This window comes from Halomonas zincidurans B6 (genome assembly GCF_000731955.1).
Taxonomy (GTDB): domain Bacteria; phylum Pseudomonadota; class Gammaproteobacteria; order Pseudomonadales; family Halomonadaceae; genus Modicisalibacter; species Modicisalibacter zincidurans.
Window position 1 is genome coordinate 2,102,589 of sequence record NZ_JNCK01000001.1, and the last position, 14,565, is coordinate 2,117,153.

The 14,565-nt window shown below is 63.7% G+C and carries 18 protein-coding genes; 5 read left to right on the plus strand and 13 right to left on the minus strand.

Features of this window, described 5'->3' with window-relative positions; all coding sequences use genetic code 11:
• Positions 1 to 2: 2 nt before the first annotated feature.
• Complete coding sequence (locus HALZIN_RS0109880) at positions 3 to 293, plus strand: hypothetical protein (protein ID WP_150113105.1); 291 nt, start codon at positions 3 to 5, stop codon at positions 291 to 293.
• A 106-nt stretch (positions 294 to 399) separates the two neighbouring features.
• Entirely contained in the window at positions 400 to 786 is a 387-nt protein-coding gene (locus HALZIN_RS0109885) for a septal ring lytic transglycosylase RlpA family protein (RefSeq protein WP_031384057.1), read from the plus strand.
• A 160-nt stretch (positions 787 to 946) separates the two neighbouring features.
• Here HALZIN_RS0109885 and yghU read toward each other — a convergent pair whose 3' ends face one another.
• Both yghU and HALZIN_RS0109895 read right to left on the minus strand, forming a co-directional pair.
• On the minus strand, positions 947 to 1,822 hold the full coding sequence (gene yghU, locus HALZIN_RS0109890) for a glutathione-dependent disulfide-bond oxidoreductase (protein ID WP_031384058.1): 876 nt from the start codon (positions 1,820 to 1,822) through the stop codon (positions 947 to 949).
• A 121-nt stretch (positions 1,823 to 1,943) separates the two neighbouring features.
• Complete coding sequence (locus HALZIN_RS0109895; protein WP_031384059.1) at positions 1,944 to 2,564, minus strand: NUDIX hydrolase; 621 nt, start codon at positions 2,562 to 2,564, stop codon at positions 1,944 to 1,946.
• Between the two features lie 104 nt (positions 2,565 to 2,668).
• Between HALZIN_RS0109895 and HALZIN_RS0109900 the strand changes: the two genes are divergently transcribed.
• Together HALZIN_RS0109900 and HALZIN_RS0109905 are read left to right on the plus strand one after the other, a co-directional pair.
• Positions 2,669 to 3,439 carry an HAD-IIA family hydrolase gene (locus HALZIN_RS0109900; protein ID WP_031384060.1) on the plus strand — a complete coding sequence of 257 codons (771 nt, stop codon included), beginning with the start codon at positions 2,669 to 2,671 and terminating at the stop codon, positions 3,437 to 3,439.
• A 294-nt stretch (positions 3,440 to 3,733) separates the two neighbouring features.
• A complete protein-coding gene (locus tag HALZIN_RS0109905) occupies positions 3,734 to 4,627 on the plus strand; it encodes a dihydrodipicolinate synthase family protein (RefSeq protein WP_031384061.1) in 894 nt (297 codons plus the stop codon).
• 64 nt (positions 4,628 to 4,691) lie between these two features.
• Here the strand turns inward: HALZIN_RS0109905 and tmpT are convergent, their stop codons facing one another.
• From tmpT to HALZIN_RS0109925, 4 genes are all read right to left on the minus strand, one after another.
• Positions 4,692 to 5,354 (minus strand): thiopurine S-methyltransferase, encoded by a 663-nt coding sequence (gene tmpT, locus HALZIN_RS0109910; RefSeq protein ID WP_031384062.1) that lies wholly within the window; start codon positions 5,352 to 5,354, stop codon positions 4,692 to 4,694.
• 74 nt (positions 5,355 to 5,428) lie between these two features.
• On the minus strand, positions 5,429 to 5,815 hold the full coding sequence (locus HALZIN_RS0109915; RefSeq protein WP_031384063.1) for an ester cyclase: 387 nt from the start codon (positions 5,813 to 5,815) through the stop codon (positions 5,429 to 5,431).
• A 158-nt stretch (positions 5,816 to 5,973) separates the two neighbouring features.
• Complete coding sequence (locus HALZIN_RS0109920; protein ID WP_031384064.1) at positions 5,974 to 6,192, minus strand: tautomerase family protein; 219 nt, start codon at positions 6,190 to 6,192, stop codon at positions 5,974 to 5,976.
• A 26-nt stretch (positions 6,193 to 6,218) separates the two neighbouring features.
• Positions 6,219 to 6,959, minus strand: a complete 741-nt coding sequence (locus tag HALZIN_RS0109925) for an SDR family oxidoreductase (RefSeq protein ID WP_031384065.1) — start codon at positions 6,957 to 6,959, stop codon at positions 6,219 to 6,221.
• Positions 6,960 to 7,134: 175 nt separating this feature from the next.
• Between HALZIN_RS0109925 and HALZIN_RS17505 the strand changes: the two genes are divergently transcribed.
• A complete protein-coding gene (locus HALZIN_RS17505) occupies positions 7,135 to 7,389 on the plus strand; it encodes a LysR substrate-binding domain-containing protein (RefSeq protein ID WP_236254976.1) in 255 nt (84 codons plus the stop codon).
• 46 nt (positions 7,390 to 7,435) lie between these two features.
• Here HALZIN_RS17505 and HALZIN_RS0109930 read toward each other — a convergent pair whose 3' ends face one another.
• From HALZIN_RS0109930 to HALZIN_RS0109960, 7 genes are all read right to left on the minus strand, one after another.
• Entirely contained in the window at positions 7,436 to 8,326 is an 891-nt protein-coding gene (locus HALZIN_RS0109930; protein WP_051907461.1) for a DMT family transporter, read from the minus strand.
• Positions 8,327 to 8,331: 5 nt separating this feature from the next.
• Positions 8,332 to 8,676: an Rrf2 family transcriptional regulator gene (locus HALZIN_RS17510; protein ID WP_084173482.1), complete on the minus strand. Its 345-nt coding sequence runs from the start codon at positions 8,674 to 8,676 to the stop codon at positions 8,332 to 8,334.
• 83 nt (positions 8,677 to 8,759) lie between these two features.
• On the minus strand, positions 8,760 to 9,917 hold the full coding sequence (locus tag HALZIN_RS0109940) for an alpha-hydroxy acid oxidase (protein ID WP_236254977.1): 1,158 nt from the start codon (positions 9,915 to 9,917) through the stop codon (positions 8,760 to 8,762).
• Positions 9,917 to 10,933, minus strand: a complete 1,017-nt coding sequence (locus tag HALZIN_RS0109945) for a 2-hydroxyacid dehydrogenase (protein WP_031384069.1) — start codon at positions 10,931 to 10,933, stop codon at positions 9,917 to 9,919. The genes HALZIN_RS0109940 and HALZIN_RS0109945 overlap by 1 nt, the downstream gene beginning before the upstream one ends.
• A complete protein-coding gene (locus tag HALZIN_RS0109950; protein WP_031384070.1) occupies positions 10,926 to 11,855 on the minus strand; it encodes a dihydrodipicolinate synthase family protein in 930 nt (309 codons plus the stop codon). The genes HALZIN_RS0109945 and HALZIN_RS0109950 overlap by 8 nt, the downstream gene beginning before the upstream one ends.
• A 28-nt stretch (positions 11,856 to 11,883) precedes the next feature.
• On the minus strand, positions 11,884 to 13,005 hold the full coding sequence (locus tag HALZIN_RS0109955; protein ID WP_031384071.1) for a mandelate racemase/muconate lactonizing enzyme family protein: 1,122 nt from the start codon (positions 13,003 to 13,005) through the stop codon (positions 11,884 to 11,886).
• 26 nt (positions 13,006 to 13,031) lie between these two features.
• Entirely contained in the window at positions 13,032 to 14,537 is a 1,506-nt protein-coding gene (locus tag HALZIN_RS0109960; protein ID WP_031384072.1) for a tripartite tricarboxylate transporter permease, read from the minus strand.
• Positions 14,538 to 14,565: the final 28 nt, after the last annotated feature.

The window sequence follows — 14,565 nt, forward strand, 5'->3', positions numbered from 1 at the left end:
AGATGGATAGAGCCACTCTGGATAGAGTTCACATGTCGATCGAACTGCCCAACGACGCCGCCATGTCGCCCCCTCCGCTCGGCGACGCCGCGAACGGCGCTTGCGCCTCCGAAACGGCCCTGGCCGGCCGACTGGCGCGCGCCAAGGCCAACCTCGACCGCCTGGAGCGTGACGTCGCCTCGAAGGATCACAGCGCGCTGGCGGCGGCGCGGGTCGAATTTACCCTGGCTTCACGAGCGCTGGCCGATGAACTCATCTCACGAGGGCTGCACGCCTCTCTCCACGGCGCCTGAAGCGATTGCCGGCGCCGGCAAAGCTGGTTACTATCCCAACGCCAACCGGCCCCTCATCGCATCGATGGACGCAAGACTCGCTAGCCGAGCACAATGAGGCAAGACCATGGGAAGTCAATCCCGTCCGTTTCTCCGCTGCTGCCTGGCAGCCCTGATCCTGGCCGGCTCGGTCGGGAATACCCAGGCCAGCGACGCCGCCGGCAAGACCCAACGAGGCGTCGCATCCTACTACAGCGACAGCCTGCAGGGCGCCAGCACCGCCAGCGGCGAACCATTCGACCAGCAGGCGCTGACCGCGGCGCATCCCGACCTGCCCTTCGGCACCAGGGTACGGGTGTCGCGGGCCGATACCGGTCAGAGCGTCGAAGTGCTGATCAACGACCGTGGTCCCTTCGTCAAGGGCCGGATCATCGATCTTTCCAAACGCGCCGCCAAGAAGCTCGGCATGCTCAAGCGGGGCACCGCGCCGGTGCTGGTCACTCAGATCAACTGACGCCGAACAGCCCTACCGCGACCAGCACAGCACCTTACAGGCCTTAACCTGCAGCCGTTCCAGTGTTCGTGGCCGAGCGAAGCTTTCGTGACCGACGAAACACAGCGCCCGGCACCAGAGATGATGCCGGGCGTCGTGATCGTATCGAGCGTGCGTCGGTTCAGCCTTGCGCCTCGCGCTTGTCCTGCGTTCTCAGCTCGAAGTCGCTGGCATCGTGGCGCTCGTGGAGCTGGGTCTCAAGCTCGCCGAAGGTACGGTTGACCATGCGCCCGCGCTGCACCGCCGGGCGGGCGTCGATCTCCTTCGCCCACCGCATCACGTGCGCGTATTCCTGCACCTGCAGGAACTCCGCCGCGTCGTAGAGCCGCCCCAGCACCAGCTGGCCGTACCACGCCCAGTTGGCGATATCGGCGATGGTGTACTCGTCACCGGCCAGATAGCGAGTCTCGGCCAGGCGCCGGTCGAGCACGTCGAGCTGACGCTTGGTCTCCATCGCGTAGCGGTCGATGGGGTACTCGAGCTTCTCCGGGGCATAGGCATAGAAATGGCCAAAGCCACCGCCCAGGAACGGCGCGCTGCCCATCTGCCAGAACAGCCAGTTGAGGGCTTCGGTGCGCGCGGCATGCGCCTTGGGCAGCAAGGCATCGAACGTCTCGGCGAGATACAGCAGGATCGAGCCTGACTCGAACACCCGGGTGGGCTCCGGCGTGCTGTAGTCCATCAAGGCGGGGATCTTGGAGTTCGGGTTGACCGCGACGAAGCCGCTGCCGAACTGATCGCCCTCGCCGATATCGATCAACCAGGCATCGTATTCGGCGCCTTCGTGGCCGAGCGCCAACAGCTCCTCGAACATCACCCCCGCCTTGACGCCGTTGGGCGTGGCCAGCGAATAGAGCTGGAACGGGTGTTTGCCGACCGGCAACGCCTTGTCGTGGGTCGGCCCGGCGACCGGCCGGTTGACGCTGGCGAACTTGCCGCCGCTCTCCTTCTCCCAGGTCCAGACCTGCGGCGGGTTATATGCGTTTTCCTGACTCATGGAAACTCCTTGCTGATGGCATTTCGGCAGACCGGCCCAGGCGACTGCCCGACGCCGACGGCCGGCTTGATGACCACCAAGGTAGCCTAGTAATTATTAACATTCGACCGTAAGCAGCCTCTCAATCGCTATACACGCCCGCCGCGCCGGACTGCGCGAATTCCCAGCACTGATGGATATCCTCGGCCAGCGTGCGCCCCTCGGAGAGCGGCGGCAGATCGTCGAGGGCGAAGAACTCGGCGGCGTCGGTCTCGTTGTTGACGACGAATTCGCCACCCCGGTGGTCGCACAGGTAGAACAGCTTGTAGATGTGATCCGGCGACACCGGCGTGTAGGAGTGCAGGCTACGATCCTTGAGCATCGCCAGGCGCGGGTTGGCGGCGCGATGGCCTGATTCCTCGACGATCTCGCGCAGCACGCAGCTTGAGGGTCCCTCGTTGACATCCGCCCAGCCACCCGGTAGCGCCCAGCGGCCATCCTTGATCTCGCGTACCAGCAGCACCCGGCCGCGTTCGAACACCGCGCCGCGCACGTCCACTTTGGGCGTGGCGTAGCCGGCATCGGGGATGATGAAATCCTCGACCCGCTCGACGGGCACGTCGGCGAGCACCGCGAACATCTGGTTGGTCAACGTCTCGAGCTGCCGATAGCGCTCGAGCTCGTACTTGTTGGTGGTGTAGGTCTGGCCCGTTTGGGCGATCGAGCGCAGCTGTTTGGCGAAGGCGATCCAGTCGTGTGTCATGCGATTCCCTTCCTTTCCGATAAATGAGTCATGACGGCGGCTGCACAGCGGCCTGCATATCAGTATTCTGAACCCCTAATCATTCGATGACAGGGACACAGGCGATGACCGAACGCACGATCGATTGCTGGCTTACCGACATGGATGGCGTACTGATCCGCGAGGACCACGCTCTGCCCGGCGCGGCCGAACTCATCGAGCAGTGGCGTGCGGCGGGCACGCCGTTTCTGGTGCTCACCAACAACTCCATCTATACGCCGCGCGATCTCAGCGCCCGGCTGGCGCGGGTCGGCCTCGACGTGCCCCAAGATCGCCTATGGACCTCGGCGCTGGCAACCGCCGCCTTTCTGCGCGACCAGGCCCCCGGCGGCTCGGCGTTCGTGATCGGCGAGGCCGGGCTGACCACGGCGATCCACGAGGCCGGCTTCGTGATGACCGACGTCGCCCCGGACTTCGTGGTGCTCGGCGAGACCCGCACCTACTCCTTCGAGGCGATCACCCGGGCGATCCGGCTGATCAATGGCGGCGCGCGCTTCATCGCCACCAACCCCGACGTCACCGGGCCCAGCCCCGAAGGACCGCTGCCCGCCACCGGCTCGGTGGCGGCGCTGATCACCGCCGCCACCAAACGCGAGCCCTACTACGTCGGCAAGCCCAATCCGATGATGTTCCGCTCGGCGATGAACAAGCTCGGCACGCATTCGGAGCGCACCGGGATGATCGGCGATCGCATGGATACCGACGTGATCGCCGGCATCGAGGCCGGCCTGCACACGGTACTCGTGCTGACCGGCATCTCCACCCAGGCGGACATCCAGAACTACCCGTTCCGCCCGCGGGAGATTCTCGACTCGGTGGCGGACCTGCTGGCCTAGGCCCGCGACGACGCGTCGCCGCCACTCGCCGCCGCCTTCTTTCAGGGCTATCGCCGTTGAACCAATGAGGGCACCAGGGACACGCTGAAGTGAAGGTCCGACGCCATGGCCGAAAAGAAAGTTCCTGACTTTTCCGGCATTTCCGCCGTCCATGGCGGTCAGATGGCGTCGGTAGCGTACATGGAAGTTACAGCGCCTCCACGCAAGCTTGTCGACGGGTCAACCCCGAACGTAAACGCTGGCTGCGATAGCCCTGCGACTTCTCACCGTCATCGACACGAGGACAATCGACCCATGTTTTCCGGCCTCAGCGCATTTCCCTTGACCCCCACGAACGAGAGCGGCATCGACGAAGCGGCGTTTGTCCGACTGGTCGAGCGTCTGGCCGATGCCGGCGTCGACTCCATCGGCGCCCTGGGATCGACTGGCAGCTATGCCTATCTCACGCGAGCCGAACGTGCGCGTATCGCGCAACTGGCGGTGAAACATGCCGGCAACGTGCCGGTACTCGTCGGCATCGGCGCCTTGCGCACGCGCGATGTGCTGGCCCTGGCCGAAGACGCGCAGCACGCGGGGGCGAGCGCGGTGCTGCTGGCCCCGATGTCGTACCAGAGGCTATCCAGCGATGAAGTCTTCGAGCTTTACGAAACCGTGACCCGCTCCCTGTCCGTGCCGCTGTGCGTGTACGACAACCCGGGTACGACGCATTTCGAGTTCAACGACGAACTGTATCGTCGGATCGCTCGCCTCCCCAACGTGCGTTCCATCAAGATTCCCGGCGTTCCGTCGGACACGGATGCGGCCAGGGCGCATGTCGAGCGCCTGCGCGCCCTGATCCCCTCTCACGTGACGCTCGGCGTCAGCGGGGATGCCTTCGCCGCAACGGGACTGAACTCGGGATGCGAGGCCTGGTATTCGGTGATCGGCGGGCTGTTCCCCAGGACGGCGCTGGCCATCACCCGCGCCGCACAGGCCGGCGATAGGCAGGAAGCCTCGCGCCTGTCCGCGCGACTGCAACCTTTATGGGCGCAGTTCAGCCAGCACGGCGGCAGCCTGCGTGTCATCGCCACCGCCGCGGAACTGAGGGGGCTGGTAGAACGTCCCGTCCTGCCGCTGCCGCTCAAGGTATTGCAAGGAGCCAGCCGGCAACGGCTCGCCGTGCTGCTTGACGAGCTTGAGCTGGCCTGACGAGCCGCGTTGCGTTGCGCCTGTCAAGGGAATTGCCTTGAAGCCACCCTCAAGCCACCGCGATCTATGCGCAACGCTTCGGCGACAACCGCCAGGCAACTTCGACGAACCGCGTCACACCGGCCTCACGGAAATTGAGCGACGACTGGAGCACGTCCTTGCGCGACAGCTCGGTGATCGCGTAGTGCCGACCGTAGTGGCGTTCGACTTCCTCCGGCGGCACCGGAAACGGCGGACCGTCCTTCTCGGCGGGATCGTACTCGAAGGTGATCAATAGCTGCGGCGCGCCATCGCTCAGCGCCAGGATCCGCTCGGCGTATCGGGACCGCATCGCTGGCGGCAGCGCCACCAGCGCCGCCCGATCGTAAACCAGTTCCACCGGGCCGAGTTCCGCCGCCGCCAGGGCGAAAATGTCGCCCTGGAATACCGTCAGCCCGGCGTGACGCCAGCACCGGCCACCGGCCCACTCGCTCGGTTGCGGGTCGACGCCCAGTTCCTCGAACAGCTGCGCCACGGCGATCTCGCTCAATTCGGCGCCGGCGACCCGGTAGCCCTGCTCCAGCAGCCAACCGATGTCCAGCGTCTTGCCGCACAGCGGCAGGAAGATTCGCGCATCCGCGGCCAGCTCGAAGCCGGGCAGGTTGCGCTTGAGAATCGGATGCACGAAGGGCAAATGAAAGCCCAATTGCTCGTTCCGCCATCGGGATCGCCAGAAATCGCGTTCCACTGCGCCTCCTTATCGTCCTGGATTGAAGCCTGAGACATTTCAGCCTGAACGTCGCGCCTGGCTTCGCGCCATCCTCAGAGCTGAGCCTCGATCGCCTGTTTGTCGATTATCGACCAGACCTCGGCGATCTTTCCGTTCTCGAAGGCGTAGAAGACATTCTCGGTGAAGCGCACTTTCTTGCCGTTCACCGGCAGGCCGAGGAAGTGTCCCTGGGGTGTGCAGTGAAAGCTCAAGCGGCTCGCGACGCCCTGCGCATCGGCGATCAGCAGTTGAATCTCGAAACGAAGGTCGGGGATTTCCGAACAATCCGTTTCCAGCATCTCGCGGTAACCCGAGAGCCCGATTCGCCGGCCATTGTGACGCACGTCGTCATCGACGAACGCACCTAGATTCGACCAGTCGCGTTCGTTGAGACACGCGATGTAGCCCCGATAGAGACTGGAAATATCCTTGTCGTTCATGCCATCAACCCATGGTAGCGGAAACGGAGACAGCCATGAGTCTAGCGCGCATGGCCTCGCGTCCCCATGGGCAGCATACATTTCAGCAATCTCAGCCAGGCGGGTCCACGCAAACGCCGCCGGTCGCGACCGGCGGCGTGGGCTCGTCCTGCAGCCGGTCACGTTCTGCCGGGAGGCAGCCCCATCTTCTCCAGCGTCAGAATTTCATCGGCGCGCCCCCAGCCTCCATCGGCGACCTCCTCCACCAGCACCATGGTGTAGGGGCGCACCGCCTCGCCGAAATACTCGACGAACAGGTCGGTGGTGCGGTGGACGATCTCTTCCTTGCGGGCGTGATCCAGGATGCCCTCGGGAAACTTGTAGTTGGCAAATGGCATTGTTTCTATCCTCGAAAAGATCGGTTTCAGACCATGCCGCCGTTGACGCGCAGGATCTGGCCATTGACCCAGCCGCCCTGCGGCCCGGCCAGAAACGCCACGGCATCGGCGATTTCATCGGGCTGACCCAGACGCTCGAACGGCGCCAGGTTGGCGATCGACTGGACCTGCTCCTCGCTCTTGCCGGTGAAGAACAGCTCGGTGGCCACCGGCCCCGGCGCCACGCCATTGACCGCGATCTTCCGGCCACGCAGCTCGTTGGCCAGCACCTTCACCAGCCCCTCGACGCCGGCCTTGCTGGCGATATAGGCGCCGTACCCGGGGAACGATTTCCCCAGCACCGAGGAAGAGAGCGCGATGATGCGGCCGCCCTCCTCGAGCACTTCGGCGGCTTTCGCCATCACCAGCCAGCTGCCGCGCAGGTTAGTCAAAAGCGTCTTGTCGAGAAGCCCGACATTGTCGGTAGTGATCCTTGCCATCTGCAGGATGCCGGCATTGTTGACCACCACGTCGAGCCGCCCGAACGTCTCCAGCGCCTGCGCGAACAAGCGCTCCACCGCATCCGGGTCGGCGATGTCGGCCTGAACCGCCAGCGCCCGGCCGCCATTGGCCTCGATATCGGCCACGGCCTGCTCGGCGAGGGAAGCGCTGCCTGCATAGTTGACCACCACGGCAAAGCCGTCGGCGGCGAGCTTTTGTGCGATGGCGCGGCCGATACCGCGAGAGGCGCCGGTCACCAGGGCGACTTTCTGCGTAGCGTGGGTCATGATTCGATGTCTCCGTAGCACGGATTGAAAGCGGGAATGAACAGCACTTACCAACGTGCGCCATGAGAGTATTGGCGTTTCTCCAGTGCGTCCGACATCGGAAGGCGCGGCGTACCATGAGCGTTGTGTGCAGCTTTTGGCGGAACTCTAGGACGCCGAAGCGATCCTGCAACCGGTGGCGAGCAATCCCGCCGGTGTATTGCGCGTCGAACTCCACGGCATTCACGCCAGCCGGATCGTGCTGCCGCGCATCGATGACTTCCACGCTCGCTACCCTCGCCTGGAACTGGTCGTCACCAGCGGCGACCGGCTCGTCGACCTGATCGCCGAAGGGGTCGACTGCGCGGTGCGAGGCGGCACGCCGCACGCTTCGGCACCAGCCGCCAGGCCACCTCGACGAAGCGCGTCACTCCCGCCTCGCGGAAATTGAGCGACGACTGAAACGCGTCCTGGCACGGCCGCTCCGCGCTTGCCCTTTACCAGCCTCGCGGCAGATTGAGCGTGACCAGCGAAACACCCACGATCGTCACTGCCGCGCCGACGATCTGGCTGGGCGTGATGGGCGTACCCAGCAGCCAATAACCCAGAAGCATGGTCGCCACCGGCAACAGATTGAGCGAGGTCGCGGTGCGGCTCGGGCCGACCAGCAGCAAGGCGCGGTTGTAGCAGACCAGCGCGATCAGCGAAGGCCCGATCCCCAGATACAGCATCGCCGCCAGCGCCTGGCCATCGAGATGCCACTTGGTATCCAGCAACCAGTTTTCCAGCAGCGACAGCGGGGCGAGACACGCCACCGCAATACCGGTCATCGGCACCAGCGAGGCGTAGAAGGGAATCCGCCCCAGCCAGCGACGAACCGCCAGCATGTAGAGCACCCAGGAAGCGACGGCGCCGCCCACGAAGGCATCGCCGACCTGAAGACGCTGCAGGATACCCAGCGGCTCGCCGTCCGTGACCACCCAGGCCGCGCCAAACGCCGACATGACGATGCCCGCCCATTTCACGCCGCCCAGCCGTTCGCGGAAGAACAGCGCCATGACCAGCGCCGTCACCGCCGGAATCATGCTCTCCAGCACCGCCACGTTGGTGGACTCGGTCGTTCGCAGTGCGGAGTAGAGGGTCGCGTTGAACAGCGCCATCCCGGTGATCGCCATCGCCGTCAACGCCCTGGCCTGCCGACGCAGCGCCTCGCGCTGCTGCCATGCCGCTCGGCCGAAGAGCGCCGACACGGCAATGAAGGCCACCAGCATTCGCGCCAGGGCCAGCGTCAGCGGCGGCAGGCTGGCCGTGGCCAGCTTGCCCACCAGCAGGTTGCCGGCAAACAGCAGGACGACGACACATAGGTAAAGGATGGCGCGAGCGGTCACCAGAGCTACCTCAACCAACGACGCTGGTTACGGTAGAGGCTCTTCACGGGCGGGGCAACCGGCCAGGCTCGCCCCTTGGGTACGTCATCTTCGCCGCGCCTGGGCATCTCGGCGCAGGGGACGCCCAGCAGCGTGACGCGATTCAGGTCGCAGCCGATCCGCCAGCCGCCGTTGCGGCCCTTCTCGGCGCGTACGTAGCCGGCCTTGCGCAGCCCTGCCAGGGTCCGCCGCACCACGGCGGCGTTGGTGTCCAGCATCGTCCCGATCTGCTCGGAGCTGATGGGACGCTCCTGGCGTGCCATGTGCTGCAGCACGTAAAGCATGCGGGAAAGACGGCTATCGGTTTTCACGGCGTTCGTTATTCGAAAACGGGGCGGGGCAGATTAACACGCCGATGCCGTGACAACAGAGGCCATCTCTTGCTGGGCATAGGTCAATGTCGCCGTAACAGATCGGCAGTCAATTCTTCCACACCTGTTACGCCCAACAAGGCCATGTTGCGTTCTATTTCGGCGCCAAGCAGCGAAACGGCCCTCTCCACGCCGGCTTCGCCAGCGATGCTGGCCGCGTAGTTGAAGGGCCGCCCCACAAACACGAAGCTGGCTCCCAACGAAAGAGCCTTGAGCACCTGGCTGCCACGGCGGAAGCTACCGTCGATCATCACCGGCACAGCCCCCTCTACCGCCGCCAATACCTCGGGCAGCATGGTCAGCGGTGCCACGGTGTCATCGAGCTGACGACCGCCATGGTTGGAGACAATCAAGCCATCTGCCCCGGCGTTCACAGCACGCCGTGCATCCTCGGGATGCAGGATGCCCTTTACCACCAAGGCCCCCTTCCAGCGCGCCCGAACCCGCTCAAGGGTCGACCAGTCGAGATGGCGGCGGCCCGAGAAATCACGATTGACGTTTTTCGCCAGCACCGGCACGCCGCGGGTCGCAGCGTTGTTCTCGAAGTGCGGCACACCGTGATGCCATAAAGTCTTCAGGAAGGTGCCGAATAGCCACCGCGGTCGCACCAGGCCGTCCCGGGCCAGGCGCAGACTGGGCCTCAGCGGCGATGAAAAGCCGGCGCGTCGATGGTTTTCTGGATTGGGTGGCACCGCGTAATCCACGGTGATCACCAGCTTGCTGAATCCGGCCCGCTCGACGCGCGCCAGCAAGGCGTCGATCTCCTCGGGGCTCCCGGGCAGGTAGGCCTGGAACCAGTCCGAGCCGTCCGGCCCCGCCAGCGCCTCCATGGGAATCAGCGAGGTTCCGCTGACGATCATGGGGATCCCGGCATCGGCCGCCGCCCGCGCCAGTACACGATCGCCGCGATAGGCAGTCAGGGCACTAATGCCCATGGGGGCGATGCCGAAAGGATAGGCGTAGCGGTGTCCGAAGAGCTCGGTTCCGGTGGACACCTGGGAAACGTTCACCAACGCCCGCGGCAGAAACGCGTACTTATCGAAGGACTCCCGGCTGGCTCGTGCGGTACCGCCGTCCTCGGCCACACTGGCCACGTAACCGAAGAGCGGCCGTGGCAAATGTCGCCGAGCCGCCCGCTCGAAATCGTCGAGGCTCAGGATGTGTTCCAGACGACGAGACATCATACCCCCTTGGCTTCAGCGACAGTCCGCCGCCAGGCATCCTCATTGACGGCGGTAAGCGGGCCGCTGCCGGCCAGTGCCCCCACCAAGTTATCGACCGCCAGTTGTGCCATGGCTTCGCGGGTTTCATGGGTCGCCGAGCCGATGTGCGGCGTGGTCACAACATTGTCCATGGTCGCCAATGGCGAGTCGGCAGGCAGCGGCTCCTCGGCGAAGACATCGAGCCCTGCCGCACGAATCCTACCGCAGCGCAGGGCCTCGATCAGCGCCGGCTCGTCGACCACCTTGCCTCTCGCTACATTGACCAGTGCCGCGGAAGGCTTCATCCGCGCCAGGGCATCGGCGTCGATCAGGTGATGGGTTGCGTCGTTGTAGGGCACGCTCAAGCAGACGATATCCGCTTCAGCCAGTAGGGCGTCGAGGTCACGCCGCTGGGCTCCCAGTTCCTGCTCAAGCACCGGCTTAGATGAAGCCGCTGTGTAGAGTATGGGCATCCCGAAACCCAGCGCCCCGCGCCGTGCAATGGCCGCGCCAATGCGCCCTGCCCCCACGATCCCCAGCGTTTTACCGTGTACGTCGAAGCCGAAGTGCTCACGGCCGATATGTGACCGCCAGCCCCCCTCGCGCACCAGGTTGGCCAGCTCCACCAGACGCCGCTGGGTCGCCATGATCAGCGCGAAGGCCGTGTCGGCGGTGGTTTCGGTGAGCACATCCGGCGTATTGCAAAGCAGGATGCCACGTCGATTCATCGCCTCGAGAGGTAGATGGTCATAGCCTACCGAAATGGTCGATACCACTTGCAAAGACGACGCCTCGACCAGCATCGCCTCATCGAACTGCAACTTGCCTCCGATCAGGCCATGCGCCTGCGACAACGCAGACAGAAAGTCGGCACGGTTCGCCTCGTTCACGTCCTCAAAGTATTCGACCTCGGCGATCGCAGAAAGCGCCGCCAACTGGTCCTCGCTGAGTCGCCGTACGGCAACGATACGCCTTTGGCGTTGCGCCTCAGCCATGATTCGTCCCCTTCAACCCTTTCATCTGGAACCCCTGCGCCTCTAGGGCGGAGACGAGAGTGGAGGTCTGGGAATCATCCGACTCGACCAACGGCGGACGCACGCGCCGCCATTCGTTCGCTCCCGAGAAGTGAGCCGTGGCGGCCTTCATGGCGGGTATCAGTTGATACTCTTCGAACAGGTTGCGTATGACATTGAGGCCTTGCTGGCGCTCGTCGGCATCGTCCTCCTGCCAGCGCCTCGCCAACTCAACGATGGCCGCCGGATTGACGTTGGCAGTGGCACTGATGCAGCCAGCCCCACCTGCCCGCAGGGTATCCAGCAGGAAGCGTTCGCTGCCGGCATAGACAGCGAAATCCTCGCCGCCGAAGCGCTCGACCAGGGCTTGGGTGTGGGCCCAGTCTCCACCGCTATCCTTGATGCCGGCGATGACGCCTGGGAATGCTTCACGCAGACGTTCGATCAGCTTGAGCGAGAGCGGCACCTGGGTGACGGGCGGAATATGGTAGAGATAGATCCGCAGGCGCGAATCCCCAACACGGTTGATCACTTCGCTGTAGTAGCGAAACAGGCCCTCGTCGCTGACACCCTTGTAATAGAACGGCGGCAACATCAGCACACCGGCACAGCCTGCCGCCACCGCTTCGCGGGTCAGCGACACGCAGTCATCGATCGCACAGTCCCCGGTGCCGGGCATCACACGTACGGGATCGACACCGCCCTCCACAAGCGCCTCCAGCAACCCCTGTTTCTCCGCCACCGTCATTGAGTTGGCCTCGGAGTTGGTGCCGAACACTGCCAACCCGACTCCGTTCGAGGCGAGCCACCGGCAGTGCGATACAAAACGTTGGGGGTTCGGCGCCAGGGCGGCGCCGAAGGGCGTAATCACCGGTGACCAGACATCGCCACACGATTGAGACATGACGTTCTCCTTGTTGTGTTTGAGTCAATCAGTGCCAGGGCTCGATGGCGTAGCGCTCCAGCGCGGCCTGGTCGAAGCCGAAGCCGAGTCCCGGTGCGGTGGGCAGCAGTAGCTGACCGTTGGCGAACTCCAGTTGTGTATCCACCAGACCTCGGAAGTTGAGCACCTGGTCGTCGGCAAAGAACTCCACCATGTTCACGTTAGGGGCCGAGGCTACCAAATGAACGTGCAGGTCGTGGAACCAGTGGGGATATACGTCCACCCCGAAACTGGCAGCCGTTGCTGCGATTCGTCGAAACTCGGTGATGCCTCCACAGACCGCCGCATCGGTCTGCAGAATCATTGCCGCCTCCTTGTCGAGCAGTTCCTTGAAGCGCCAGCGCCCGGCCTCGATCTCGCCGGTGGCCACCGGCACCGGGGTGCGCTCCGCCAAGCGACGATGGTTGTCGATATCATCGGGACTGAACGGCTCCTCGATCCAGAACGGATCATAAGGCTCGGCCATACGCATAAAGGCCAGTGCCGACGGCAGGTCCCGCCAGGCATTATTGGCATCAAGCATCACCTGCACGTTAGGGCCCACCGCCTCGCGCACTGCTGCAAGTCGTGCCTCCTCGCCGGCGAGATCCTCCCGACCCACCTTCATCTTTACCGCCATGAAGCCCTTTGCCGCGTAGCCGGCCATCTCCTCACCGAGCATCTCGGGTGACTTGCCATCCAGGTAGTAGCCCCCGCTGGCATAGGCCGGCACGCTGTACGTATCACTTGCGCCCAGATACTTGTAGAGCGGCAGGTTCGCTGCCCGCGCATTACGGTCCCATAACGCGGTATCCAGGATACTGATCGCTCGCATTACCGAACCCGTGCGGCCGTGCAACAGCGATTCCTGATACATCGCCTGCCACAGCGCCTCAGTGGCATGGGCGTCGCCGCCCACCAGCACCGGCCGCAACAGCTCTCTCACTGCATTCGCCACCAGCGAGCCGGCATTGTTGCCACCATAACAGAAGCCAATGCCCACATGCCCGTCATCGCCCACCACTTCGACCAGCACGTAATCGCGCTTGAGAACCTGGCGATTGGAAAAGCTCGTGGGATTGTCCAGCGGCACATTGACCGTCCGAGCATGCACATCGGTTATCGTTGTCATGATGTATTCCTCGTCTGGGAGGTGAATCATTCCGCCTGGGTACGGGTGCGCAGCGCGACACGCAACCAGCGAAAGAATGGAGTGGCCTGCAGCACCGAGAGGACGGCGATGCACAACAGCACTACCGCGATGGGGCTGGTCAGGAAGATGCCAAGGTTGCCCTGTCCGATCAGCATCGATTGTTGATAACTGGTCTCCATGACCGGCCCAAGGATCAGCCCGATCACCATCGGCGCCGGTGATACGCTGGCCTTGTTCATCCAGTAACCGAACAGCCCGAAGCCCAGCATCAGTCCAACCTCGAACAGGCTGTTGTTGATGGCAAAGGCGCCGATCACGCACAGCGTAATGATGGAGCAGGCCACAAAACTGTCAGGCACCCGCGTCACGCTCACACAGAGACGGGTGAACAGCAGCCCCACCAGCAGTAGGCCAACGTTGGCAAAAATCACCGCCCAGATCAGGGTGTAGGTGACATCCCCATAGTCTGTCAGCAGGTTCGGTCCGGGCAGGATGCCCTGGACCATCAGCGCACCCAGCAGTATGGCGGTAGAAGAACTGCCAGGAATGCCCAAGGCGATGGTTGGAATCAAGGCACCGCCCACCACTGCGTTGTTAGCGGCTTCAGGTGCCGCAACCCCGGCGATGTCACCCTTGCCAAAGCGGCTCTTATCTTTAGCAAAGCGCTTGGCCTCGTTATAGGCGAACCAGCTGGCGGTATCGCCGCCGGTACCCGGGATCAGGCCAGTAATAATGCCGATTCCGCCGGAGCGGAAGATATTGGGTAGCAAGCGGCGGATTTCGGCAAGAGGCGGAATCAACCTATCGGTGATCTTGCTAGCCACCTTCTGGGTACCATGGGCATTCTCGATCAATATCAGCGCCTGTGGGATCGAGAACAACCCGATCAGTGCTACGGTGAACTCGATACCCGAGAACAGGTTAATGATGCCGAAGGTCATCCGCGGCGTGCCGGTGACCAGATCCATGCCTACCGTGCTCACCAGTAATCCCAAGGTCCCTGAAAGCAGGCCACTGACTACCGAACCCTGTGATAGCGAGCCAATGATTGTGATGCCCAGCACGGCAATCGCGAACAGCTCGACCGGGCCGAACTTGAGCACCAGTACGCCAAGCAATGGCGCCGCAGTAAGCAGCGCGATGCCGCTCATCAGACCACCGATGAAAGAAGCGAAGAGCGAGACCCCCAACGCCTTCCCGGCCTGGCCCTGTTGCGACAACGGAAAGCCATCGAGCACTGTAGCTGCAGCCGAAGGTGTGCCAGGTGTGCGCAACAGAATGGCGGCGATCGAGCCACCATAAGAGGCACCCACATAGAGCGAGGCCAGCATACTGAGCCCCGTGGCCGGATCCATACCGAAGGTCAAAGGCAACAGCAGCGCTAGCGCCATGGTTGCAGATAGTCCCGGCATGGCCCCTACGAAAAGCCCTAGCAGAGTGCCGCCCAGTATCAGAGAAATATTGGTGAACGTGATGACGTTGGTCAGGCCCACCAGAACAAGGTTATCCATATGACTAAACTCCAGGAGCCGGCGTCAG